Genomic DNA, 23,257 nt, shown 5'->3' on the forward strand with positions numbered 1-23,257 from the left:
CATATGCCTGAGTGGATAAGTTATTACGCAGGACTGATCGCCAAAGGTTTGCAGACGACCCTGTCGTTGCTGGTGATTTCGGCAGTGCTCGGCTTCGCCTTGGCGGTGCTGGTAGCCCTGGCGCGGCTGTCCCGGCGCAAGTGGCTGGCCCGCTGTGCGCTGGGGTATACCAGTGTGCTGCGGGGCACGCCGTTGCTGATCCAGATCTACATTTTCTACTACGGCCTGGGCAGTCTGTTTGCCCAGTTCCCGATGATTCGCGGGAGTTTCCTCTGGCCGTTCCTGCGGGATGGTTACTGGTACATCGTGTTTGCCCTGGTGTTGTCAGTGGGCGCGTACGTCGGTGAAGTGATTCGCGGCGGCCTGCTGGCGGTGCCCAAGGGTGAGATGGAAGCCGCCTCGGCGTTTGGCATGACGCCGCGCCAGGCCCTCTTGCGGGTGCGCTTGCCACGGGCCATGCGCCTGCTGCTGCCGACCCTGGCGGGGGAGACGGTGATGTTGCTCAAGTCCACCGCACTGGCTTCAACCATCGCCGTGGTCGACCTGCTCGGCGCCGCCAACGTGGTGCGCGCCCAGACGTTGCAGATCTACCAGCCGCTGCTGTTGGTGGCCGGGGTCTACCTGTGCCTGACCTTTTTGATTGAAGCCCTGTATGCCGTCGCCGAGCGGCGGGGCACACCGTTGCGCAGGTCTGCCGGATGAAAACCGATCGCTCGTTGCAAGGGATTGCCCTGTGCTCGCTGGCCTATGCGTTCCTGGCGTTGCAGGACGCCGGGATCAAATGGCTGGTGGCCGACTATTCAGTGTTCACCATCCTGTTCTGGCGCAGCCTGGTGGTGGTCGCTGCGTGCGTGATCGCTGGGCGCCTGGGTTTGCTCAAACGCGCCTGGAACTCGGTCAGCCGCAAGCTGCTGATCATCCGCGGCCTGTTGTCGCTGCTGGCGTGGCTGCTGTACTACACCGCCGCCAAGGACCTGACCCTGGCGGAAATGACCACCCTGTATTTTTCCGCGCCGATCATGGTCACGCTGCTGGCGGCGCTGATCCTCAAGGAACGCGCCAGTCGGGGCCAGTGGATTTCGCTGATCATCGGCTTTGTCGGCGTGGTGATCGCCTGTCGCCCCAGCAGCATGGTCGACCCGCTGCCAATCGGCCTGACATTGGCCGCCGCACTGTGCTGGGCATTTACCTATATCCAGTTGCGACAGGTGGACGACAACACCTCGGTGCTGGAGCAAATGCTGATCACCAATGTGGTGTTTGTGATCTGCATGGCGGTGACGCTGCCCTGGACCCACACACCGTCGCCGACCCCAGCGTGGCTGGGCATGCTCGGCGCCGGGCTGGTGGGCGGGATTGGCCAGTTCCTGCTGTTTGCGAGTTTCCGCCGGGCCACGGCGACGCTGCTGGCGCCGTTTGAATACACCGGGTTGATCTGGGCCTTCCTGTTGTCGAGCCTGATCTGGGGCACCTTGATGGACGTGTCGCTGATTTTCGGCGCCGCGCTGATCGCCGTCAGCGGCACCCTGGCCATGCTCAGCGCCCGGCACCCCGTGTCACAAGACGTGGTCGGCGCCGAATGCTCCGTGACGCAGCCCCTGTATCCAGCAGCGGCAGATGTGCAGCCCGTTGCCGGGGCTGAAGGTGCCGGGGTTGAGGCACCACTCAAGCCAGAGTCCGTCGAGCATCGCCGATAAGCCGATGGCGGCCAGGCGCGTGTCGTGGATCACGAAGCCTTCGCTTTGGGCCAGGTCATCAAGCAGTTGGCGGATCAGTTCAAGGTAGGCGCGGTAGCTTTTTTCATGGGAGTCATTCACGTGCTGGGAGTGGCGGATCAGGCTCCAGAACACCACCCAGACGCCCAAGAGTTTCGGGTCCATGACCCGCGAGGAAAACGAGCCGGCGAGGAATGCATCCAGGCGCGCTGCTGGGCCCACGGCCTGGTCGACTTCCTGCCAGAGAGCGGTGGTCAATTCGCTGGCCAGCTTGTGATAGGTCTCGGCGATCAATGCATCGATGCTGCCGAAATGGTGATTGAGCAATCCCACCGAAACCCCGGCTTCAGCGGCGATGCGCCGTACGGAAATGCCGGCATGCCCGTCCCGGGCGAGGCTGGTGAGGGTGGCAGCAATCAGCAGGTCGCGACGGTCTTCGGTCACAGGCACATCCCAGATGGTTGAACGTGTGTTCAATATATACCTGCAGAACCAACAAGAGGAGGGCAACGGCATGGCAAAAGACCTTTCGTGGCAAGTCCCCGGCGATTCCGGGAACACCCTGCACATCGGCGCCTGGCGCTTCGAGGGTGACGGCAGCGGGCCTCGGGTGCACCTGCAAGCGGGGGTGCATGCCGATGAAATCGCCGGGATGCTGGTGTTGCATCAACTGCTGCCGCGTTTGCAGGCGTGTCAGGACCGGGGGCAGCTCAAGGGCTCGGTGACGGTGGTGCCTCAGGCTAATCCGTTTGGCATTGGGCAGTTTCGCCAGGGGCGGTTGTTGGGGCGGTTTCATGAGGCCACCGGGCAGAATTTTAACCGGGCGTTTGATCATTCGTTGGCCATGGAGCGGCCGGCGAGCAACCTGGCGCAATGGCAGAAAAGTCTGGTGCAGTTGGCGGCTGATGCGGAGTTGGTGCTGGATCTGCACACCGATGATGAGGCGCTGCCTTATCTGTATATCCATCGCAGCTTTTGGCCGGAGGGCCAGGTATTGGCGGCGGCGTTGCAGGTGGATGTGGTGATTGTCTGGGATGAGGGCGGTGATGGGTCGTTTGAAGAGACGATCATTGATCACGGGAAGCCGCGGTTGGCGGCGACGATTGAATTGCGTGGGCAGGCGGATGTGAGTGATGCCTTGGCCGGGCGGGATGGTGACGGGATCTGGGCTTGGCTTTGTGCCAGTGGGGTGATTGATGAGGCGCCGGTGATTGCCGAGTGGCGGGGGCAGGTGGTGGATATGGGGTGTATGGAGACCATTCTGGCGCCGTGTGCCGGGGTGTTGGTGTTTGAAAAAGGGTTGGGTGAGCAGGTGGAAGAGGGTGAGCGGTTTGCGCGGATTATTCGGCGGCCTGGGGATTCGGCGTCTGAAGTGGTGCTGCATGCGGCGCAGACCGGGCGGATGGTGACGGGGCATCGGGAGCGGTTGGTGGCACAGGGGTCGGTGGTGGCCAAGTTTACCGGGACGCGGTTGTCTGAGGGGTACAGCGGGGGGGTGTTGGATCCTTAGGCGGGAGTACATATCCGTTATTTGGGTAACGGCGGCTTATGGTTCCGCTCTTACAGCGGCTCACTTTTGAAGAGCGCAAAAGTAAGCAAAACGCTCTTGCCCCACCACTCGGCACCTCGCCTAGGCTCGGTGTGCCCTCACTCCGGCTTTGGACCGTGGGCCGCCGTCATGGGCCATCCCTGGCCCAGGACGGCTAACCTGGCGTCCTGCCAGGTTACCCACGCTCCAAAGCCTGCGTTCGGCCAGCGTGGTTTAACGGGGCGCCTAAGATCAAGATCAAGATCAACAGCAAGAGCACAGCGGCCTCCCGGCCGGCTTGAGTGTTGAAGAGCAAAATCAAAAGCTAAAGCGGGCACGGTCCAAAAAATGTGGGAGCGGGCTTGCTCGCGAAGGTCGTTAACGATGACGCGAGCATTCTGGATGAACGCGGCGCTCTCAGGTTTTTCGCGAGCAAGCCCGCTCCCACAGAAAAGCAGCTTTGTTTTCGCTCTGGTTTTTGCTTTTGCTTTTAACACTCAAGCCGGCCGGGAGGCCGCTGTGCTGTTGCTTTTGATCTTGATCTGACTGCCCCAATAAGCCCGAGGCCGAACGCAGGTATTGCGGAGCGGGTAAACCGGCAGGACGCCGGTTTAGCCGCGCCGGGCCATGGATGGCCCGTCGCGGCGGCCCGCGGAGCAATGCCGGAGTGAGGGAACACCGAGCCTAGGCGAGGTGCCGACAGGCGGGGCAGAGCCCTTTGCTTACTTTGGGGCTTTTCCAAAGTGAGCCGCTGTAAGAGCGGAACCATAAGCGGCCGTTACCTAAATAACGGATATACCCCAAAAACCCCGCCAATGTTCAATCTAGAACCACTGCATGTTCAGCATCATCCAGCAGCTCAACGCCCGCAGCCTCGACTACAGCAAGACCACCAAGCAGGTCAGTCATTCCTCGGAGCAAATGCGCCTGACAGTGGGGGTGTTGCAGACCAGCGCAAAAACCGTGCAGGTCAATGCCAACAAGTTGCAGAATCGGGTGGCGCTGTTCGAAGTCAGTGGGGCTGCGGCCTGACCAGGCCGCGTTTTTCCAGCAACAAGCGCTCCAGTTCCTTCATCGGCAGCGGCCGGCTGAACAGATACCCCTGGATCTGATCGCAGCCGGCTTCCCGCAGAAACTCCAGCTGTGCCTGGGTTTCCACGCCTTCGGCAACCACTCGCAGCTTGAGGCTGTGGGCCAGTTCGATGATGGTGCGGGTGATCGCCGCGTCCTGGGGGTTGCTGGTGACTTCGCGGATAAACGCAATATCGATTTTCAGCGTATCAATCGGGAACCGCCGCAGGTAAGCCAGGCTGGAATAGCCGGTACCGAAATCGTCGATGGAGATCTTCACCCCCATCGCCCGCAGCCGTTGCAAGCTGGCGATGGTGTGTTGGGTGTTCTCCATCAACGAGCCTTCGGTCAGTTCAACCTCCAGCCAATGCGCCTCAACGCCGGCATTGGCGAGTGATTGGGCGATATCGGCAATCAGGTCGCCCTCGATCAATTGATGCCCCGAAACGTTGACCGACACTTCCACCGCACCCACCGCGCTGGATTGCCACGTCGCGATCTGGCGGCACACGTCGTCGATCACCCAACGCCCGAGCGCCACGATCAACCCCAGGCTCTCCAGGATCGGGATAAACACCGCCGGAGACACCGCACCGTACTCGGGCCGGTCCCAACGCAACAAGGCTTCAAGCCCGCACACCTGACCGCTGTCCAGCTCGACCTTGGGTTGGTAATGCAGCACGAACTCTTCGCGCTCGACGGCCAGGTGCAAGGCTTTTTCCAGCTCCAGGCGCGCCAGGTCATGCACATTCAACCGGGACGCTTCACGCTGGTGATGTTGCAGTTGCTGCTCCAACAACAGGCTATGGTTTTTCAACTGATCGCCGTGGGCCTTGAGCCGCAGCAGGTTGCGTACCCGCAGCCACAACTCGACCCGTTCCACCGGTTTACTGATGAATTCTTCAGCACCGGTTTCCAGGCCACTGAGCCGCGCGCTGGATTCGCTCAGGGCCGAGAGCATGATGATCGGAATGTTCGCCGTGGCCTGGTTGCCCTTGAGCTGGTTGGCCACTTCGTAACCGTCCATGCCCGGCATCATGATGTCCAGCAGGATCAAGTCCGGCGGCCGTTGCGCCACCATCTGCAAGGCTTCTTCACCACTGGCGGCACTCACGGTCTGGTAACCCTCGTGACGCAGCAGGGTTTCCAGCAGCTTGCGCACCTGGATTTCATCATCGACGATCAAGAGCGTTGCGGGTTGGCTGGCCATGGAGAGGACTCAAGTCGGAGGCGTAATGTTTTTTTGCAGCAGCGTATCGATTACCTGGTACAGCTCTTTGTAGCGCAGGGGCTTGATGATGTAGGCATCGCAGCCGGCCCGCAGGGTCTTGTCGCGGTCTTCCTTCATGGCCATGGCGGTCAGGGCGATCACCGGGATGTGGGCGGTGTGAGGGTCCTGCTTGAGCAGCGACGTGGCCGCCAGACCGTCCATGCCGGGCAACTGGATATCCATCAGGATCAGCGCCGGTTGTTTTTCCCGGGCCAGGGTCAACCCGGTCTCGGCATCGGCCGCCCACAACACGCTGTGGCCGGCGTTTACCAGCAGCAGGCGGGCAAGGCGCATGTTGGCCTCGTTGTCTTCGACGATCAGGATTTCGGCCATGGGGCCTCCGCATCCGCGGCGCGGTGCAGTGGTAGCCACACCACAAATCGCGCGCCGGCACCTTCGCGGCTGGCCACGGCGACACTGCCGCCGTGCAAGTCAGTCAGTTGCTTGACCATCGCCAGGCCCAGGCCCGTGCCTTCGAATTTGCGCGCCAGGCTACTGTCGATCTGGCTGAAAGCCTTGAACAGCTTGCTCATGTCGTGCCGGGCGATACCGATGCCGGTGTCGCTGACGCTGAATTCCAGGAACTGTTGCTGCTCGCTGGGTTGCAGGGCAAAACCATAGGTGGGCCAGTCGCCGGGAACCTGCCCGACGTGTGCACGACTCACCTCGCGTACCGACAGGGTCACAGAGCCGCCGTGCTCGCTGAACTTCACCGCATTGGCCAGCAGGTTGTAGATGATCTGCTTGGTCTTGCGCAGATCGAGTTCCAGGGTGCCGAAGTCGTCCTGGCATTCAAGTTTCAACTGGATGCGTTGCAGCGCGGCCTTTTCCCGCACGATCAGCAGGCTGTTGGCCAACAAACCCGCCAACTCCACGGCTTCCAGTTCCAGGTCCATCATCCCGGCCTCGACCTTGGACAGGTCGAGGATGTCGTTGATCAGCGACAGCAAGTGTTGGCCGCTGGTGAAGATGTCACCGATGTATTCACGCTGGATATCGCTCATGTCGCCCACCAGGCCGTCCTTGAGGGCTTCGGAAAAACCGATCACGGCATTCAGCGGCGTGCGCAACTCGTGGGACATGGTGGCGAGGAATTCGGACTTCATGTGGCTGGCATGTTCCAGCTCCAGGTTCTTCTCTTCGAGGGCACGCTCAAAGCCTTTGCGTTGCGCCTCTTCCTGCTTGCGTGCGGTGTTGTCGGTGCCGATCAGCAGGTAGCCGATGATCGCGTCGTTGCGGTTGCGCAGGGCGGTGACTGAGACCATTGCCGACAGGCGACTGTTGTCCTTGCGGATATAGGTCAGCTCGTAGATGTCCTCGATACCCCGGGAGGCCTTGAACACCAGGGCTTCGAAGCCGGGCGTGATCGGCGTGTCCAGTTCCAGGCTGAGGGCAGCGGCGCGGGTGATCAGCTCGGCGGGGTCGGAAATGTCGGCCGGTGTGACGCGGTTCAGCACATCGGCGGCGGCATAGCCGAGCATGCGTTCGGCGCCGACGTTGAAGATCTGGATCACGCCTTTTTCGTCGGTGGCAATGCTGGAGAAGTAGGCGCTGTTGAAGATCGCGTCTTGCAGCGCGCCGGTCTTGAGCAGGGCTTTCTGGCGTTTGAATTCGACGATTTTCTCGGCCCGGGATTGCGGCTCCATCGGGCTGTCGACTGAAGAGTTGTCCATCATGAAGTGTTCCGTGAGCTTGAGGCCTGACGCTGCCCAAACGCAGCGCCGCAGAGCATGCTCACAGAAGATCGCGCAGACGCGATGAGGAGGAGATGTCTTTGGACGATAGCAGATAAACAGCAAACCAAAGGGTTTGCGGTGGCCAAAAGCAGTGACTTTTTCGAAAAAACACCCAGCTGGATAGATTCCGATAAAAAAGGCGCGATTTTATGTGCGCTTCACCGGTCCAGATCGCCTGATGAACATTTATTCATCAGGTGAAACGTTTAATCAAGCGATAAACGGCTAACGCAAGCGCTTGCGTAAGCAAATATATCTGATTAGAGTCGGCACCAATCGGCAAACGCCCGAACACAAAAATAATAAAACCAGGAGCTCAGTCATGAGCCTTGAACCCTTGCTTGAAATGCAGGGCATCAGCAAGACCTTCAACGGTCTGCGGGTGCTCAAGAACGTCAGCCTGAAGGTCTACCCCGGTGAAATCCACGCCTTGATGGGTGAGAACGGCGCCGGCAAATCGACCTTGATGAAGATCCTCTCCGGTGCCTACCAGGCCGATGACGGCGGCACCATCCGCATCGATGGCCAGCCCGTCGCCAGTTACAACCCAGCCTCCGCCAAAGCCCTCGGCATTGCCGTGATCTACCAGGAACTCAGCCTGTGCCCGAACCTCACGGTGGCCGAGAATATTTACCTGGGCCGTGAACTGCGCCGTGGCTGGACCATCGACCGCAAGGGCATGGAAGCCGGGGTGGCTGAAGTGCTGGCAAGGCTCGGCGCGGAGTTCCTGCCCACCACCCGCGTCGCCAGCCTATCGATTGCCGAGCGCCAATTGGTGGAAATCGCCCGGGCGCTGCATGCCCGCGCGAAAATCCTGGTGATGGACGAGCCCACCACGCCGCTGTCCTCTCGCGAGACCGACCGCCTGTTTGCGCTGATCAAACAGCTGCGCAGCCAAGGCCTGGCGATCATCTACATCAGCCACCGCATGGCCGAAATCTACGAACTGTCGGATCGGGTCTCGGTGCTGCGGGACGGCGAGTACGTCGGCGAACTGGCGCGGGACGTGCTGTCGGCCGAGGTGCTGGTGAAGATGATGGTGGGCCGCGACCTCTCCGGTTTCTACAAGAAGGAACATGCCGCCTACGACCCCGGCCAGGTGGTGATGCGCGTGCGTGACATGGCCGACGGCAAGCGCGTGCGCCATTGCAGTTTCGACCTGCACGCCGGTGAAGTGCTAGGCATTGCCGGGCTGGTGGGCGCCGGGCGTACCGAACTGGCACGGCTGATCTTTGCCGCCGATCCACGCACCTCCGGCACCCTGGAGGTGGTCGGCAAAACCGTGACCCAACTGCGCAATCCGGCGGATGCGATTCGTGCCGGCGTGGTGTACCTCACCGAAGACCGCAAGGCCCAGGGCCTGTTTCTCGACATGAGCGTGGCCGACAACATCAACGTTTGTGCCTGTGTGCCGGATGCCCATGCTGGCGGTGTGCTCGACCGTGGCCACGCGGCACAACGCGCACGCGATGCAATCAAGTCCCTGTCGATCCGCGTGGCGTCGGGCAAGGTCAATGTCGGCAGCTTGTCCGGCGGCAATCAGCAGAAGGTGCTGCTGGCCCGGCTACTGGAGGTCAAGCCCCACGTACTGATCCTCGATGAACCGACTCGTGGCGTGGACATCGGCTCCAAATCCGAGATCTACCGCATCATCAACCAACTGGCCAAGGCCGGCGTGGGCATCGTGGTGATCTCCAGCGAGCTGCCGGAAATCATCGGCACCTGCGACCGCGTGCTGATCATGCGCGAAGGGCAATTGGTCGCCGAAGTCGGCGGGGCATCGGGCCTGGATATTTCCCAGGAGGCGATTATCGACCTCGCCACCGGCAGCGAGCAGGTGGCCGCCCATGGCTAATTCAAACACGAGCGGGAGCAACACCATGACTGTGGCAACGATCGGCAAGGCTGAGCGTATTCGCGAACTGATGCGCACGGTGGGCATGCTGCCGGTGCTGGTGCTGCTGTTGGTGGGCTTTGCCCTCGCCAGCGAAAACTTCATGACGGTGCAGAACCTGTCGATCATCACCCAGCAGGCGTCGGTCAACGTGGTGCTGGCGGCGGGCATGACCTTTGTGATCCTCACGGCGGGCATCGACCTGTCGGTGGGGGCGATTCTTGCGGCCTCGGCCGTGGTCGCGCTGCAAGCCTCGATGTCGCCGCAATTCGGCATGTTCGGGATTGCCGCCGGGGTTGGCTTCGGCCTGTTGCTGGGCCTGGTCAACGGTGGCCTGATCGCCTTCATGCGCCTGCCGCCGTTTATCGTCACCCTGGGTGCGCTGACGGCCATGCGCGGTTTGGCTCGCCTGTTGGCCGACGACAAAACCGTATTCAACCCCGACCTGCCATTTGCTTTTATCGGCAACGACTCAGTGCTGGGCGTACCCTGGCTGGTAATCATCGCCGTGGCCGTCATCGCATTGTCGTGGTTCATCCTGCGGCGCACGGTGATGGGGGTGCAGATCTACTCCGTGGGCGGCAACCCGGAAGCGGCGCGGCTGTCGGGGATCAAGGTGTGGAAAGTCCTGCTGTTCGTCTATGCCATGTCCGGTGCGTTGGCCGGCCTCGGCGCGGTGATGAGCGCGTCACGCCTGTTCGCCGCCAATGGCCTGCAACTGGGGCAATCCTATGAGCTGGATGCGATTGCCGCGGTGATCCTCGGCGGCACCAGTTTTACCGGCGGCGTCGGCACCATCGGCGGCACGCTGATTGGTGCGCTGATCATCGCGGTATTGACCAACGGCCTGGTGCTGCTGGGCGTCTCGGATATCTGGCAGTACATCATCAAGGGCATCGTGATCATTGGCGCCGTCGCGCTGGATCGCTATCGCCAGTCTGGTGCGCGGACCTGATTTCACTCAAACAACAATCACAAGAGAGTCATCATGAACTTCAAACGCATGTTTCCTGTTGTCGCCTCCCTGGGCGTTGCCGTGTTGATGTCCCAAGCCGTAGAAGCCCGTGAACTGAAAGCCATCGGCATCAGCATGGGTTCCCTGGGCAACCCGTATTTCGTGACGTTGGCCGACGGTGCCACGGCCCGGGCCAAGGAGTTGAACCCGGCGGTCAAGGTCACCTCGGTGTCGGCCGACTACGACCTGAGCAAGCAGTTCTCGCAGATCGATAACTTCATCTCGTCCAAGGTCGATCTGATCCTGCTCAACGCCGTCGACCCATCGGCCATGGCCTCGGCGATCAAGAAAGCCCGCGACGCCGGGATCGTGGTGGTGGCGGTGGACGTCGATGCGAAGGGCGTGAATGCCACGGTGCAGACCGACAACGTCGAGGCCGGCAAGCTCGCCTGCCAGTTCATCGTCGACAAGCTCTCGGGCAAGGGCAACGTGATTATCCAGAATGGCCCGCAGGTCACCGCCGTGACTGATCGCGTCAAAGGCTGTAAAGCCGCGCTGGGCAGTGCGCCGGATATCAAGGTGCTGTCTGATGACCAGGACGGCAAAGGCTCCCGCGAAGGCGGCCTGAACGTGATGCAGGGCTACCTCACGCGCTTCCAGAAAATCGACGGCCTGTTCGCGATCAACGACCCGCAAGCCATCGGCAGCGACCTGGCGGCCAAGCAGCTGAAACGCAGCGGCATCATCATCACCTCCGTGGACGGCGCGCCGGATATCGAGAATGCGTTGAAGACCGACACCCTGATCCAGGCTTCCGCCAGCCAGGACCCATGGGCCATGGCCCAGACGGCTGTCAACGTCGGCAATGACATTCTCAATGACAAACAACCTGCCGAAGCGGTTACCCTGCTGCCGCCAAAACTGATCACCCGCGACAACGTCGGTTCCTACAGCGGTTGGTCCAGCAAACATTAAAGCGCGCAGGAGTGAGCACCGTGGCAACCATGGAGGATGTGGCAAGAATTGCAGGGGTGTCGACGTCGACGGTTTCCCACGTCTTGAACGGCACCCGCAAGGTCAGCCCGGACACGGTGCAAGCGGTGCAGAGCGCGATCCGGCAGTTGGGCTACATCCCCAACACGCTGGCGCGCTCCCTGGCCCGGTCCACCACCAATACCATTGGCGTGGCGATCTCGGCGCTGTCCAACCATTACTTCAGTGAAACGGTGCACGCGATTGAAACCGAGTGCGCCAAACACGGCTACATGATGCTGTTTGTCGATACCCACGACGATCCCGAGCAGGAATTGCGCGTAGTCACGACGCTGCACCATCGGCGGGTGGACGGCATTCTGCTGGCGCCGTCTACCGGTTCCCTGGCCCTGGAGTACTTGCAGGCCAATGAAGTACCCGCCGTACTGGTGGACCGGATGATGAGCGATCGCTTTGATCAGGTCGGGGTGGAAAACACCTTGTCGACCCAGGCTTTGGTAGCGCACTTGATCGAGCATGGCCACCGGCGCATCGGCTTTATTTCCGGGCGGGCGGGGCTGGGCACTTCCAGTGAGCGCGTGGCCGGGTATCAAGCCGCGTTGCTTGCGGCGGGGTTACCGTTGGATCCGCAGTTGCTGGTCAATGGTGGGTCGAGCAGCGAGCCTGCACGGCAAGCGACGGCGCAGTTATTGGCCTTGGACACACCGCCCACGGCGATCATGGCGGGCAACAACCTGATGACCCTCGGCGCGATGCATGCCTTGCGCGACGCACGCATTGATGTGCCCGGGCAAATGGCCCTGGTGGGTTTCGATGATTTTGAATGGGCGGACTTCTTTGTGCCGCGCCTGACCCTGATCGCGCAGCCGGTCCAGGAACTGGGCGCACGTGCGGTCAACCTGCTGCTTGAGCGCATGGCGTCGCCCAAGCGTAAAACACACAGTGTGCGGCTCGCGCCCACCCTGAAGATTCGTAATTCATGCGGCTGCCCCTGATATGAACAACCCGGTTTCCCTTGGCATTGATCTCGGCACTTCGGAACTCAAGGCGATCCTGATGGACGAGCAAGGCCGCGTCCTCGCTCATGCGGGGGCGCGGCTGACGGTCTCGCGCCCGCACACAGGCTGGTCCGAGCAGGCGCCTGAGGACTGGTGGCAAGCGTGCCTGAAGGCCCTGGACCAACTGCGCACTGATCAGCCGGATGCCTATGGCCGTGTCGGCTGCATCGGTTTGTCCGGGCAGATGCACGGGGCGGTATTGCTGGGGCAAGACGACCAGGTGTTGTACCCGGCGATTCTCTGGGATGACTCCCGTGCCATGGTCCAGGCTGAAGCGTTGGGCCGTGAGTTTGCCGACATCACCGGTAGCTTGCCGATGGCAGGTCTCACGGCGCCCAAGCTGCTGTGGTTGCAGGAGCATGAGCCGGCGGTATTCAGCGCCATTGATTGCGTGCTGTCGCCCAAGGACTATCTGCGTTTGCGCTTGAGTGGTGAGCGCGTGAGTGATGTGTCTGATGGTGCGGGGACGTTGTGGCTGGATGTAGCCAACCGTGTATGGTTTGAACCGATGCTGCAGGCCACGGGTTTGCGGTTGGCGCAGATGCCCCGGCTGGTGGAAGGCGGTGCGGCCAGCGCTTGCTTGAATGCGGCGGCGGCCGGGCGACTGGGCTTGGCTGAGGGCCTGGTGATTGCTGGCGGTGGCGGGGACAACCCGGTGGCGGCGGTGGGCATTGGCGCGGTGAATGCGGGGGATGCGTTTATCACGTTGGGGACGAGTGCGGCCATCGTGGCGATTACTGATCACTCGGCGGGGAATCCGGCGAGTGCGGTGCATAGTTTTTGTCATGCGTTGCCTGGGCGTTGGTACACCATGGGGGCGATGCTGGCCGGGGCCAGTTGCTTGCGTTGGGTGACGCGGTTGACGGGGTCGGTTGATGAGCAGGCGTTGCTGGATCGGGTGCAGGCCGAGTGGCCGGTTGGGCAGGGCGTGCCGGTTTCCAATCCGTTGTTTTTGCCGTATTTGGCGGGGGAGCGTACGCCCCATAACGACCCGTTGTTGCGGGGTGGGTTTATGAACCTGGGGCATGATTGCACGCCGGCTATGTTGGGGTATGCGGTGATGGAAGGGGTGGGGTTCGGGTTGTTGGATGCGCTGAGTGCGGTGCAGTCGGCCGGGGCCTCGGTGGGGGCTTGTGCGTTGGTAGGGGGTGGGGCGCGCAGTGAGTATTGGGCGCAGTTGCTGGCCAATATTCTTGGGCGGGAGATTTATACGTTGCATGGCAGTGAGTTGGGGGCGTGTATTGGGGCGGCGAAGTTGGGGTTTGTGGGGAGTGGGCGGGGTGGGGCGCTGTTGCAGGCGGGGATGCCGGTGAAGGCGCGGTTTTTTCCGGATGGTGCTCAACAGGCTGTTTTGCAGGCGCGTTATTTGAAGTTTCGGGGGTTGTTGGGGGCGGCTAAGGCTTTGCACGATTAGGGAAGTTTTGGGTGTATATCCGTTATTTGGGTAACGGCTGATATGGGTTCCGCTCTTACAGCGGCTCACTTTTGAAGAGCGCAAAAGTAAGCAAAACGCTCTTGCCCCACCACTCGGCACCTCGCCTAGGCTCGGTGTGCCCTCACTCCGGCTTTGGACCGTGGGCCGCCGTCATGGGCCATCCTTGGCCCAGGACGGCTAACCTGGCGTCCTGCCAGGTTACCCACGCTCCAAAGCCTGCGTTCGGCCAGCGTGGTTTAACGGGGCGCCTAAGATCAAAATCAAAAGCAGATCAAGAGCACAGCGGCCTCCCGGCCGGCTTGAGTGTTGAAGAGCAAAATCAAAATCTAAAGCGGGCACGGTCCAAAAAATGTGGGAGCGGGCTTGCTCGCGAAGGTCGTTAACGATGACGCGGGCATCCTGAATGAACGCGGCGCTCTCAGGTTTTTCGCGAGCAAGCCCGCTCCCACAGAAAAGCAGAGCTGCATCAGCTTCAGATTTGGCTTTCGCTCTGGCTTTTGATCTGGCTTTTAACACTCAAGCCGGCCGGGAGGCCGCTGTGCTTTTGCTTTTGATCTTGATCTGACTGCCCCAATAAGCCCGAGGCCGAACGCAGGTATTGCGGAGCGGGTAAACCGGCAGGACGCCGGTTTAGCCGCGCCGGGCCATGGATGGCCCGTCGCGGCGGCCCGCGGAGCAATGCCGGAGTGAGGGAACGCCGAGCCCCAGCGAGGTGCCGACAGGCGGGGCAGAGCCCTTTGCTTACTTTGGGCTGGGCCGGCATTCCGGCTTTTCCAAAGTGAGCCGCTGTAAGAGCGGAACCATACGCCGCCGTTACCCAAATAACGGATATGTACCCAATCACTGAGCTGGCTCGCAGGCCATGGCATCAGGCTTTGGCAGCCAGTTCCCGCAGCACCTTGAGCAACGAGGTCTCACCCTTGACCACGTCCGCCTGCTCAAAGCAGATCCAACCTTCGTTAAACCCATCAATCATGCGCATGCGCGGCATTGGATTCTGCGCGCCTTGCTCACGAAACATCGGCTCCCACGCATCGCGAGGCACCACCTGTGCTGTCACACCACGACCAAGCACTTCGGTCAACGTGCGAGCGATGTCGTTCGGGCTGACCCTCTGACCTTCCAGCTCAACCACACGGCGGCCAGTCCAGTGTTGCTGCAACAGTTGCGCGGCGAGGCGGCCGACGTCGGCGGTGGCGATCATCGGTACGGTCTTATCCAGCGGTTGCAGGAAGCTGTGGATCACTCCGTGTTCGCGGGCGGTGGCTACGTCGTAGGCGGCGTTTTCCATGAACCAGCCCGGGCGCAGGAAGGTCACTGGCACGTTCAACGCGCTTAGCGCCTGTTCCATCAAGGTGCGTTGGGTCAGCAGGTTCAGGTGTTCGGCCTGGGCGCCAATGGTCGACAGGCACACTACTTTTTGCGGTGCCGCCGCCTCGATGGCTTGGGCAACGGCGGCAATCACCTTGCGCGCCTCGGGGAAGCCGGGCTCCGGGTCGAAATCCGAAGGCGGCAGGATGAACACGCCGGTGGCGCCCTTGAACGCTTCGGTGAGGGCAGCGGCATCGTCCATATTGGCGATGGCGACCTCGCAACCGAGGGCGGCCCATTCGGCGCCTTTGCTGGCATCGCGAATGACTGCGCGCACGGGTTGACGATCGTTGAGCAGAAACCGCGCGAGGGCGCCGCCGACTTTGCCTGTGATTCCGGTGATGACATACATGGTGTTTACGCCTGTCGTTCCAATGGGTGGATCAAGCATAAACACCGCACCGTATTGCCAGAATAGCGATCCCGTCACTGCATCAGTGACTCAAAATCACGAATCTGCCAGCGGCGGCAGCCGGCGTTTTACCGGGGTTTTCTTGACGATGGCGGTGTTGGTTTCAGCGTACGCGTTGAGCTTATCCAGCAGCGTGTCGAGTTGGTCCATGGTGCGCACATGCAGGCGTGCGATGAAGCAGTCATCGCCGGTCACCTTGTCGCATTCGGTGAACTCCGGGATCGCCTGGATCTGGCGCTCCACCTCCTGCAGTTTCCCGGGCAGCGGGCGGATGCGCACGATGGCTTGCAGCAGATAGCCGAAATGCTTGGGGTCGATGTCCACGGTGTAGTTCTTCAAGACGCCGCGCTCTTCCAGGCGCCGCAGCCGTTCGCCGACGCTGGGGGAGGAGAGGCCGGTGATGCCCGCCAAGGCCTTGAGGGACAGGCGCGAATCGTCCATCAGCGCGGCGATCAGTTGCTGGTCAATGCTGTCAATCATGGTCGCTCCGAAAGCGATTGCTCAGGTTTGCCTAATAAGAATAGGCGAAATGCGAGGTTCGCCTTATTTAGAATCTGGAGTCGCTACCGGCCAGATTGCCATAATTGAGCCTCACTTGAGGAGCTCAATCATGGACAAATCCATACGTCGCGGTTCATGGGAAATGGTCGCCGCCATGCTCATCTCCGGCACCATCGGCTGGTTCGTACTGGTGTCGGGTGTGCCGGTGGTCGAAGTGGTGTTCTGGCGCTGCGTGATCGGCGCGCTGACGTTGCTGGTGGTGTGCGGGTTGTTGGGTTATCTGCGCCTGGACTTGCTGAACTGCACCAAGCTCGGGCTGGCGATGCTCAGCGGCGTGGCGATTGTGGGCAATTGGTTGCTGCTGTTCGAGTCCTACGCCAGGGCGTCCATCTCCATCAGCACGGCGGTGTATAACGTCCAGCCGTTCATGCTGGTGATGCTGGCGGCGGTGTTCCTGGGGGAGAAAATCACCGTGCAAAAGCTTGCCTGGTTGAGCGTGGCGTTCGTGGGAATGCTCGCGATTGTCACCGCCCATGGCAGTCAGCAAAACACCGGGGATGACTATTTGATGGGTGTGGCGTTGGCGCTGGGCGCGGCATTTCTGTATGCGATTGCGGCGCTGATCATCAAGCGCTTGAAGGAAGTGCCGCCGCATTTGATGGCGTTGATCCAGGTGACCACGGGCGCCTTGCTGCTGGCACCGCTGATGCAGTGGCACAGCCTGTCTGCCTCGATGGACGCTTGGGCGGCATTGCTGACCCTAGGCGTGGTGCATACCGGCTTGATGTACGTGTTGCTGTATGGCGCGATCCAGAAGTTACCGACGGCAATCACCGGCGCGCTGTCGTTTATCTACCCGATTGCGGCAATCTTTGTCGACTGGATTGCCTTTGGGCATCGCCTGGGCTGGTTGCAATGGCTGGGCGTGGCGGCGATTTTGCTCGCGGCGGCGGGGTTGCAGCGGGGTTGGTGGTGGCGCTCGAACACAGTGGTGAGCGTCACGCCGTAGCATGACGCTCACCGGCGACTCAATGTGCGCCGCGCGGGATGGTCTTGAGCAGGTCGTCCGGGCTGATATAGCCCACCACGCTGCCCGGTTGCGGCAGGCCGAGGATGTGGCCCTTGATTTTGCCGATCACGTGCATCTCGCAAGGCTTGCAGTCGAACTTCAGCGTCAGCACTTCGTCGCCGTGGATCAACTGCATCGGCGCGACCTTGGTCTTCACCCCGGTCACACCCTTGGCCTGTTTGGGGCACAGGTTGAACGAGAAACGCAGGCAGTGCTTGGTGATCATCACCGGCACTTCGCCGGTTTCTTCGTGGGCTTCGTACGCCGCGTCGATCAGTTGCACGCCATGGCGGTGATAGAAGTCGCGAGCCTTCTGGTTGTAGACGTTGGCCAGGAACGACAGGTGCGATTCCGGGTACACCGGCGGCGGCGTGGTTTCCGCCTTGCGGCCGCCCCGTGGGTGTGCCTGGATACGCGCCTCGGTCAGCGCCTCGATCACTTCACGGCGCAAGGCCTTGAGCTGCGAGTTCGGGATGAAAAACGCCTGCGGCGCATCCAGCTCGATCGCGGTGGCGTGGTACTGGGTGGTGCCCAGTTGGCCCAGCAGGTCGCGCAGGGTTTCCAGCGCCTGTTCCGGCTTGTTGGCCACGCCAAACGGCCCGGGCAGGGCGACGCTGGCGCTGATACCTTCTTCGCTGGTGACGGTCAGTTCCAGGCGGTCTTCCTGCAGGCGGGCGTTCCACGACACACCGATACGGCGCTCGGCGGAAGTCTTGAGCAGCGCCTGTTGCCAGTTATGGTCCAGGTTGCGGTTCAGCGGATGATTCGGGCGCAACTGATGCAGGCCGGCCGGCATCTCGTTGGGCTCGACGCGGTAGCGGTAGCGCTTCTCGCCGTCTTCTTCGAACTCACCTTTTGGCTCGGCGATGTTGGCGCGGAAACCTACCACTTCACGCTTGATCAGCACATTGAGGCCGTCGCCGTTGGACAGCGGCTCATGGGTGACCACTTGCAAGTCACGCTTGCCGGCTTTTTCCACCACACCCACCGGCAGGCCGGTAAAGGTTGGGGTGTCGAAGGCGCCGATGTCGACCTTGCGGTCGGTGACGAAGTAGTCGGTGCTGCCACGGTGGAAGGTCTTTTCCGGGTCCGGCAGGAAGAAATGCGCGGTGCGGCCGCTGGAGGCGCGAGCCAGGTCCGGACGGTCTTCGAGAATCTCGTCCAGGCGCTGACGGTAATAGGCGGTGATGTTCTTCACATAGCCCATGTCCTTGTAGCGGCCTTCGATCTTGAACGAACGCACGCCGGCATCCACCAAGGCGCGCAGGTTGGCGCTCTGGTTGTTGTCTTTCATCGACAACAGGTGCTTTTCAAAGGCAACCACACGGCCCTGATCATCTTTCAAGGTGTAGGGCAGGCGGCAGGCCTGGGAGCAATCGCCACGGTTGGCGCTGCGGCCATTCTGGGCGTGGGAGATGTTGCACTGGCCGGAGAAGGCCACGCACAAGGCGCCGTGGATGAAGAACTCGATGGCGGCATCGGTTTCATCGGCAATCGCCCGGATTTCCTGCAGGTTCAGCTCACGGGCCAATACCAACTGCGAAAAACCGGCCTGGTCGAGAAATTTGGCCCGGCCCAGGGTGCGGATGTCGGTCTGGGTGCTGGCGTGCAGCTCGATGGGCGGGATATCCAGCTCCATCACCCCCAGGTCCTGGACGATCAGCGCGTCGACGCCGGCATCGTAAAGCTCGTGGATCAGCTTGCGCGCCGGCTCCAGCTCGTTGTCGTGCAGGATCGTGTTGATGGTGGTGAACACCCGCGCATGGTAGCGCCGGGCGAACTCCACCAACTGCGCGATATCGCTCACGTCGTTACAGGCGTTATGGCGCGCGCCGAAACTCGGGCCGCCGATGTACACGGCGTCGGCGCCATGCAGAATGGCCTCGCGGGCGATGGCAACATCGCGCGCAGGGCTGAGCAATTCCAGGTGATGCTTGGGCAAGGACATAGTTTTTTTAGTCAGGCTTGTCACGGAGGCGGGCATTGTAGCTGTGAAATGCGCTATCGACATCTATCAAGCCCTACGTGTGCACCCAAATTGGAATGCACTCAACGGTGGGAGCCGGGCTTGCCCTCGATGCAGACACCGCGGTGAATCAGTGACACCGAGGCGATCCCATCGCAGCCTCGCTGGGGCTCGACAGCTCCCACATTTGATCATCGTTGGTTGATATAGAGCGTTTGGCTCAGCCCTTGGCGGCCATCGCCGTGACTTCCACCCGCATGCCTTCGACAGCCAGCGCCGCCACGCCCACTGCTGCGCGCACAGGCCAAGGCTTGGCGAAGTAGCGCTTGTAGACTTCATTGAAAGCGGCGCGGTCGGCCATGTCGGTCAGGTAGATGGTCAAATGCATGACCCGGTCAATCGAACTGCCGGCGCGTTCCAGCGCAACCTTCAGGGCTTGCAGAGTGCATTCGCTTTGCAGGGTGATATCGCCCAGTTCCAGGCTGCCGTCGGCGCGGGTGGGGATTTGCGTGGAGACGAGGATGCCGTTGAAGCCGATGACGTCTGAGGAGATGGAGTCCGGGTCGAGGTCGGGGGTGAAGGCGAGGTCTTGATTGGCCATTTAAATCTCTTTTGGGTAAGGAGTGTAGAATCCCGCACAATCTTCGCTTCAGGATCGGATGGGGTCAATGGAAGGAAAGCAGCAAGCCATGGATGTGCTCAGCGGTTGGCGGGCGTTTGTCGACGCAACAGGATTAGCCAAGAGCCGAGTCAAAGGCCTGGATATTTCCCAGGAACAACAGATCAGGTTTTCCCGAGATACCGTACAGGAAGACATCGCCGGTTTTAGCTTCTCTCTCTCCGAGCAGCAGTCGAAAGATCTGAAACAACGGTTTTTGAAACAGAACGAGCAAGGGCAAGACCAGGCCGAACCACTCCAACTGGGTTTTCCTCTGTTGCGCGTCGTTGAGGGAAAAAGCACCTTTTTTGTACCGCTCTTCCGCTACACATTGCCGGACAGTTGGCACACACAACCTCAACTTGAGTTATGCGTGCCAGTGAAGCAAGGTGCCGACGTCGCGCCGGACATTGCGGCGTTTCGCGAGTATCTGGATGTCGACATCGAAGAGTTGGGCGCCGAACGCCACATGATGAGCATCGCGGCAGCCTGCATGGGCGAGCAGCGCGACGACTTCATTGGCTTGTTCAAGCTGTTTTTGCCTTGGGTCATCCAGCGCCTGAGGGACTTGGGCGCCAAGGGTGTTTCTCTGGAACACCCGATGACTGCCCTTGTGTGCCCGCAAGTCAATACAGACTACAACGCCAACGAACAACTCAAGGACTACAAGGTTCTGCTCGAAAGGGCAGATCTGTCTGCGTCACCCCTGTTGCAACAGTATATTGAGAACCGCTCAGCCAACATTGGCACCACTCCTGCAGCCTTTTCGCGCTTTCCTTACGGACTGTTTGAGCACAAGTACCCTCTGGGTCGTGGCCAAATGGCAACACTGGCCCAGGTCTCCAGCGGCGCCTCCCTGCTGGCGGTGCAAGGCGCGCCAGGGACGGGGAAAACCACGCTTTTCAAGTCGCTGATTGCCAGCCAGATCGTGGAACGAGCCCTGGCTTGCATCGCTGGGAATGATCACAACCTCGGGCTGGTGGTGACCTCCACGGCGAAAAAAGCCGTCGAGAACGTCATTGATGACCTGCGCAAGGACTCATGCCTCAAAGACGTCAAATGGTTGTACTTCCTTGGAGGTGACAAAGCGCAAGTCGCGACGCAAGTCGAGCGCGTAAACGCCTTGTTGGTACAACTGGATGAGCAATCCTACGAGAAGGACAAGCAGCTTCAGCTTGCCACGCAGATCGCCAAAACCAAGCAGTTGATCGACCACGGGTTTTCTCGGTTTAGCCATTTGCAGCACGCACTTAACCAGGCGCAGGCAGCATTTGCGGGGCTGCCGCCCGAGGCCTTCATTGAACGCCTGGAAGCCCTCACACGCGATGTACTCGACACTGGCCTGACACTTGAGTTACTCCGCGAGCAGGAACAACTGACGGACATCAACGTTCTGGCGCAACGCTGCACCGCCGCGCAAGGCACCCTGTCTGCCGAGAGGGAAGTGCATGCCCGGGCGCAGAAGCGGATGGCACGCAGCTTTGGCCATTTGATCGACGCGCCTTTCCCCGAGGCCGACTATCAAGCCTGGGTCGAGAGCGAGTTAAGTGGAACGCTAGAACATCACTTCGCCGACTACCCGACAGGCATGTTCGCGCCATTGTTGGGCTGGCTGTTCAAAGCCAGGTACGTTCGTGTTCACGAACACCTGAAAAAGACCTACGCCGCGGACTTTTCCGCCTACAAATTGGCTGACCTTGATCACACACGACTGGCAGAACTGGCAAGAAATCGCCGGGAGCTGTTCAAGGCATCCGATATCCCGGAAGTGTTGAAAACCTTGACCGCAGGCGCGCCGGGGACCGAGCGCGAAAAAGCGCTGGTACAACTTGCCAGGAAAATCGAGGAGCTGAGCGCAGGCATCAATGCCTGGAAGCGGTTCAAGTCGGCACGGGACATCCTGCACACCGAGTTCCCTGAGGGCGACTGGATTGAGGTGTTACGAACTCGCTTTATCGTGCAGCAACGGACGCTGTTCGAAAGCGCCATTGATTATCTGTGGCAGGCGCTATTACGTAAAAAAACAGCGTTGGCTGAAGTGCTGCCTCTGTGGTGCAACCTGCTCAACGGCCAGCAGGACGCAGGGTTCTACAAATGGAAAGACAAGCTGGATGAGTTCTATTGCCTCATAACCCTCGCCTATCCGGTCATGGCCTCGACACTGGCGTCCGTGCAAAAACTGGCGGGTTACAAGCTGAACCACTTGAACGGGTTTACCCCTTATCAGCTCAGCCTGGTGGATGAGGCGGGAATGATCTCTGCTGAGTCCCTCGTACCGCTGTTGGCTCGCAGCCAAAGGGCCATCGTGGTAGGCGACCCTTTGCAGATCGAACCGATTCGAACCCTGGGCCACGCCATGGCGCGAAAGCTCAAGGATCAGTACTTCGCTGATAACGGCCTGTACGAGGCAGTCTCACCCATGCTGGTCACTGCTTACCACCGTGCTGCGGGGACGCTGACGGGCGCCATCAACGACACAGGCAACGGTATGGTCCTTGAGGAGCACCGGCGCTGCCAGCCCGCCATCGCGCAGCTGTTCATGGAGATCGCCGGCTACACCGGGGTGCAAGTGTGCACCGGCAGCCCCGAGCCGCGCATCCAGAAGGCCTGCGATAACATGGGTGGGTTCAACCTGATGTTTTACGGCGTACAGGGTCGCAAAGACCGAATGCCCAATACTAATCAGGATGAAGTTGAAGCCATTGGTTTATTGCTGGATAAGCTGGAGAGCGCCGGCTACAACCTGACCGAAGACATTGGCATCATCACGCCTTACTCCAATCAGAAGCAGCTACTCATCAAGGCTTACGGTGAGCGACTCAACCATCGTCAAGCACTCAAGATTGGTTCTGTGCATCAATTCCAGGGCGTCGGTTTTGAGGTGATTATTTACTCGCCGGTCATTTTTCAACGGTCGGACTCCGACAAGTTCCAGAATGACAAACCCAACCTGTTGAATGTGGCCGTGTCGCGGGCAAAGCAGCAGTTCATTGTCGTCGGCAATCAGCAACGGCTGCTGACAGCAGGCAAGTCCCTGGCCAAACTTGCCAAGAGCTGCTCCGCATCATTTTTCGTCAGCATGGAACACCAGAGCCCATCGTTCGCCAGTGTTACATCCAATGGCATAAAGCACTATTTCGACTGCGATCACATTGACGCATTTGAAACACTCCTCTCACAAAGCCGACACTCCTTTACCGCCGTTGTGCCTTGGATCCGTCAGGCTAATAAACAGAATCATCCTCCGCTCAATCTGCTTCGAGCTGCGAAAGAACGCGGCATTGCGGTCACGATTTACTATGGCTATTACCGGGAAGGAGACACCAATGCTGATAATAGCGACCCAGGACTCATCATCGCCTACCGTAGGGCGCTGGGCACTGAGCGCGTCATCCGTCTCCCGGAAGGTACTCATGAAAAGATCCTGTTGGTAGATGACCAGGTCGCCACAGTGGGCAGTTGGAATTGGCTCTCTCATAGCTACTATCAAATTTGCCAGGCGCCTGCGAGCAGGCGGTTGGCATTGCGTAGGGAAACCAGCGTTGAACTTCGCGACCCGCAGTTGATTGAGCAGCTGAAGGCTCGTATTGGTCACGGCCATTAGTGTTTTCCGAGAACCGTACTC

The 23,257-nt window shown here is 60.5% G+C and carries 17 protein-coding genes and 2 pseudogenes; 11 read left to right on the plus strand and 8 right to left on the minus strand.

Translation table 11 applies throughout. From position 1 onward, the window contains the following. Positions 1–3 precede the first annotated feature (3 nt). Entirely contained in the window at positions 4–702 is a 699-nt protein-coding gene (locus NVB75_RS03780; protein WP_063030284.1) for an ABC transporter permease, read from the plus strand. Continuing rightward, positions 699–1,697 carry a DMT family transporter gene (locus tag NVB75_RS03785; RefSeq protein ID WP_258346058.1) on the plus strand — a complete coding sequence of 333 codons (999 nt, stop codon included), beginning with the start codon at positions 699–701 and terminating at the stop codon, positions 1,695–1,697. Before NVB75_RS03780 ends, NVB75_RS03785 begins: the two co-directional genes overlap by 4 nt. Here NVB75_RS03785 and NVB75_RS03790 read toward each other — a convergent pair. Further along, positions 1,653–2,285 (minus strand): annotated as a pseudogene (locus tag NVB75_RS03790) (TetR family transcriptional regulator C-terminal domain-containing protein); the annotation flags it as partial. The gene NVB75_RS03785 and the pseudogene NVB75_RS03790 sit on opposite strands and share 45 nt — an antisense overlap. Here NVB75_RS03790 and NVB75_RS03795 point away from each other — a divergent pair. Then, positions 2,230–3,225 carry a succinylglutamate desuccinylase/aspartoacylase family protein gene (locus NVB75_RS03795; RefSeq protein ID WP_258346059.1) on the plus strand — a complete coding sequence of 332 codons (996 nt, stop codon included), beginning with the start codon at positions 2,230–2,232 and terminating at the stop codon, positions 3,223–3,225. The pseudogene NVB75_RS03790 and the gene NVB75_RS03795 sit on opposite strands and share 56 nt — an antisense overlap. A gap of 855 nt (positions 3,226–4,080) precedes the next feature. Beyond that, positions 4,081–4,275, plus strand: a pseudogene (locus tag NVB75_RS03800) (hypothetical protein); the annotation flags it as partial. Here NVB75_RS03800 and NVB75_RS03805 read toward each other — a convergent pair. Genes NVB75_RS03805 through NVB75_RS03815 form a run of 3 tightly spaced genes read right to left on the minus strand, consistent with a single transcriptional unit; the run spans position 4,256 to position 7,257 of the window. Further along, a complete protein-coding gene (locus NVB75_RS03805) occupies positions 4,256–5,524 on the minus strand; it encodes an EAL domain-containing response regulator (RefSeq protein ID WP_258346060.1) in 1,269 nt (422 codons plus the stop codon). The pseudogene NVB75_RS03800 and the gene NVB75_RS03805 overlap by 20 nt on opposite strands. Before the next feature lie 9 nt (positions 5,525–5,533). Further along, the gene (locus NVB75_RS03810; RefSeq protein WP_003209702.1) at positions 5,534–5,917 is read right to left on the minus strand and encodes a response regulator; all 384 of its coding nucleotides are present in this window, start codon (positions 5,915–5,917) and stop codon (positions 5,534–5,536) included. Further along, entirely contained in the window at positions 5,902–7,257 is a 1,356-nt protein-coding gene (locus NVB75_RS03815; RefSeq protein WP_258346061.1) for a HAMP domain-containing sensor histidine kinase, read from the minus strand. Before NVB75_RS03815 ends, NVB75_RS03810 begins: the two co-directional genes overlap by 16 nt. A gap of 385 nt (positions 7,258–7,642) precedes the next feature. Between NVB75_RS03815 and NVB75_RS03820 the strand changes: the two genes are divergently transcribed. From NVB75_RS03820 to xylB, 5 genes are read left to right on the plus strand one after another with little or no spacing between them, the layout of a single operon-like run. Further along, positions 7,643–9,175 carry a sugar ABC transporter ATP-binding protein gene (locus NVB75_RS03820; RefSeq protein ID WP_258346062.1) on the plus strand — a complete coding sequence of 511 codons (1,533 nt, stop codon included), beginning with the start codon at positions 7,643–7,645 and terminating at the stop codon, positions 9,173–9,175. A gap of 25 nt (positions 9,176–9,200) precedes the next feature. Then, on the plus strand, positions 9,201–10,169 hold the full coding sequence (locus NVB75_RS03825) for a hypothetical protein (protein ID WP_003209708.1): 969 nt from the start codon (positions 9,201–9,203) through the stop codon (positions 10,167–10,169). Between the two features lie 33 nt (positions 10,170–10,202). Continuing rightward, complete coding sequence (locus tag NVB75_RS03830; protein ID WP_258346063.1) at positions 10,203–11,144, plus strand: ABC transporter substrate-binding protein; 942 nt, start codon at positions 10,203–10,205, stop codon at positions 11,142–11,144. Positions 11,145–11,164: 20 nt separating this feature from the next. Further along, on the plus strand, positions 11,165–12,157 hold the full coding sequence (locus NVB75_RS03835; protein ID WP_258346064.1) for a LacI family DNA-binding transcriptional regulator: 993 nt from the start codon (positions 11,165–11,167) through the stop codon (positions 12,155–12,157). Between the two features lies 1 nt (position 12,158). Beyond that, positions 12,159–13,634 (plus strand): xylulokinase, encoded by a 1,476-nt coding sequence (gene xylB, locus NVB75_RS03840; RefSeq protein WP_258346066.1) that lies wholly within the window; start codon positions 12,159–12,161, stop codon positions 13,632–13,634. Positions 13,635–14,523: 889 nt separating this feature from the next. On the opposite strand, the gene NVB75_RS03845 is transcribed toward xylB, so the two are convergent. Both NVB75_RS03845 and NVB75_RS03850 read right to left on the minus strand, forming a co-directional pair. Continuing rightward, positions 14,524–15,378: an NmrA family NAD(P)-binding protein gene (locus NVB75_RS03845; protein ID WP_258346067.1), complete on the minus strand. Its 855-nt coding sequence runs from the start codon at positions 15,376–15,378 to the stop codon at positions 14,524–14,526. Positions 15,379–15,474: 96 nt separating this feature from the next. Beyond that, entirely contained in the window at positions 15,475–15,918 is a 444-nt protein-coding gene (locus NVB75_RS03850) for an Lrp/AsnC family transcriptional regulator (RefSeq protein WP_258346069.1), read from the minus strand. A 130-nt stretch (positions 15,919–16,048) separates the two neighbouring features. Between NVB75_RS03850 and NVB75_RS03855 the strand changes: the two genes are divergently transcribed. After that, the gene (locus NVB75_RS03855; RefSeq protein WP_258346070.1) at positions 16,049–16,948 is read left to right on the plus strand and encodes a DMT family transporter; all 900 of its coding nucleotides are present in this window, start codon (positions 16,049–16,051) and stop codon (positions 16,946–16,948) included. Positions 16,949–16,967: 19 nt separating this feature from the next. Here the strand turns inward: NVB75_RS03855 and NVB75_RS03860 are convergent, their stop codons facing one another. Further along, on the minus strand, positions 16,968–18,956 hold the full coding sequence (locus NVB75_RS03860; protein ID WP_258346071.1) for a U32 family peptidase: 1,989 nt from the start codon (positions 18,954–18,956) through the stop codon (positions 16,968–16,970). Between the two features lie 238 nt (positions 18,957–19,194). Next, the gene (locus NVB75_RS03865) at positions 19,195–19,575 is read right to left on the minus strand and encodes a RidA family protein (RefSeq protein WP_258346072.1); all 381 of its coding nucleotides are present in this window, start codon (positions 19,573–19,575) and stop codon (positions 19,195–19,197) included. Positions 19,576–19,642: 67 nt separating this feature from the next. Here NVB75_RS03865 and NVB75_RS03870 point away from each other — a divergent pair, with 67 nt between their 5' ends. Beyond that, on the plus strand, positions 19,643–23,236 hold the full coding sequence (locus NVB75_RS03870; protein ID WP_258346073.1) for an AAA domain-containing protein: 3,594 nt from the start codon (positions 19,643–19,645) through the stop codon (positions 23,234–23,236). Positions 23,237–23,257: the final 21 nt, after the last annotated feature.

Source organism: Pseudomonas sp. CBS (genome assembly GCF_024734645.1).
GTDB lineage: Bacteria > Pseudomonadota > Gammaproteobacteria > Pseudomonadales > Pseudomonadaceae > Aquipseudomonas.

Excerpts from the sequence above, each read along its gene's own strand:
- NVB75_RS03845 (WP_258346067.1), bottom strand. The coding sequence starts at position 15,378 with ATGTATGTCATCACCGGAATCACAGGCAAAGTCGGCGGCGCCCTCGCG.
- NVB75_RS03805 (WP_258346060.1), bottom strand. The coding sequence starts at position 5,524 with ATGGCCAGCCAACCCGCAACGCTCTTGATCGTCGATGATGAAATCCAG.
- NVB75_RS03830 (WP_258346063.1), top strand. The coding sequence starts at position 10,203 with ATGAACTTCAAACGCATGTTTCCTGTTGTCGCCTCCCTGGGCGTTGCC.
- NVB75_RS03825 (WP_003209708.1), top strand. The coding sequence starts at position 9,201 with ATGACTGTGGCAACGATCGGCAAGGCTGAGCGTATTCGCGAACTGATG.
- NVB75_RS03865 (WP_258346072.1), bottom strand. The coding sequence starts at position 19,575 with ATGGCCAATCAAGACCTCGCCTTCACCCCCGACCTCGACCCGGACTCC.
- NVB75_RS03810 (WP_003209702.1), bottom strand. The coding sequence starts at position 5,917 with ATGGCCGAAATCCTGATCGTCGAAGACAACGAGGCCAACATGCGCCTT.
- NVB75_RS03820 (WP_258346062.1), top strand. The coding sequence starts at position 7,643 with ATGAGCCTTGAACCCTTGCTTGAAATGCAGGGCATCAGCAAGACCTTC.
- NVB75_RS03855 (WP_258346070.1), top strand. The coding sequence starts at position 16,049 with ATGGACAAATCCATACGTCGCGGTTCATGGGAAATGGTCGCCGCCATG.
- NVB75_RS03870 (WP_258346073.1), top strand. The coding sequence starts at position 19,643 with ATGGAAGGAAAGCAGCAAGCCATGGATGTGCTCAGCGGTTGGCGGGCG.
- NVB75_RS03860 (WP_258346071.1), bottom strand. The coding sequence starts at position 18,956 with ATGTCCTTGCCCAAGCATCACCTGGAATTGCTCAGCCCTGCGCGCGAT.
- NVB75_RS03850 (WP_258346069.1), bottom strand. The coding sequence starts at position 15,918 with ATGATTGACAGCATTGACCAGCAACTGATCGCCGCGCTGATGGACGAT.
- NVB75_RS03780 (WP_063030284.1), top strand. The coding sequence starts at position 4 with ATGCCTGAGTGGATAAGTTATTACGCAGGACTGATCGCCAAAGGTTTG.
- NVB75_RS03785 (WP_258346058.1), top strand. The coding sequence starts at position 699 with ATGAAAACCGATCGCTCGTTGCAAGGGATTGCCCTGTGCTCGCTGGCC.
- xylB (WP_258346066.1), top strand. The coding sequence starts at position 12,159 with ATGAACAACCCGGTTTCCCTTGGCATTGATCTCGGCACTTCGGAACTC.
- NVB75_RS03815 (WP_258346061.1), bottom strand. The coding sequence starts at position 7,257 with ATGGACAACTCTTCAGTCGACAGCCCGATGGAGCCGCAATCCCGGGCC.
- NVB75_RS03795 (WP_258346059.1), top strand. The coding sequence starts at position 2,230 with ATGGCAAAAGACCTTTCGTGGCAAGTCCCCGGCGATTCCGGGAACACC.